Source organism: Actinomadura rubrisoli, assembly GCF_004349215.1.
Taxonomy (GTDB): Bacteria; Actinomycetota; Actinomycetes; order Streptosporangiales; family Streptosporangiaceae; genus Spirillospora; species Spirillospora rubrisoli.
Genome location: NZ_SMKU01000779.1, coordinates 1 through 623 on the forward strand (window position 1 = coordinate 1; position 623 = coordinate 623).

At 62.1% G+C, this 623-nt stretch carries 1 rRNA gene; it reads left to right on the forward strand.

Going from position 1 to position 623, the window contains the following annotated elements:
* Positions 1-115, forward strand: a 16S ribosomal RNA gene (locus tag E1298_RS47435); the annotation flags it as partial.
* Positions 116-623 lie beyond the last annotated feature (508 nt).

Sequence of the window (623 nt, forward strand, 5' to 3'; positions counted from 1 at the left end):
CCGAAGCCCGTGGCCCAACCACTTGTGGGGGGAGCGGTCGAAGGTGGGGCCGGCGATTGGGACGAAGTCGTAACAAGGTAGCCGTACCGGAAGGTGCGGCTGGATCACCTCCTTTCTAAGGAGCACAACCGGCCCAGGCGACCCCCTCAGCGGGGGTGTCGAGGCTGGTGGCCGCCGTTGACGGCGTCTGTCCGTCAGGTGGCTGCTCATGGATGTGGAGCACTGGCTACTCAGCTCACCGCTCGTGTGAGCCGGCAAGTACCGCCCCCCTCGTGGGGGGTGGGGAACGCTGGGTTTCGGGCGGCCGGTGGGTTGGACACGCTGTTGGGTCCTGAGGAAACGGGCATATGCCCGGGTTGCCTCTGGATCGCGGGACCTGAACCGCATCACCTGACCGGTGGTGTGGTTTTGGTGGGCCCGGTTGTTTTTTGAGAACTGCACAGTGGACGCGAGCATCTCTGGTGAGACTCGGCTTTTCGAACGTCGCCCCTATCGGGGGTGGGGTTCGGGGTGTTGGGTTTCATCTGCGATTTGTTTTGATCGTTTTGTGTGTTCAAGTTTTTAAGGGCATACGGTGGATGCCTTGGCATCAGGAGCCGATGAAGGACGTGGGAGCCTGCGAT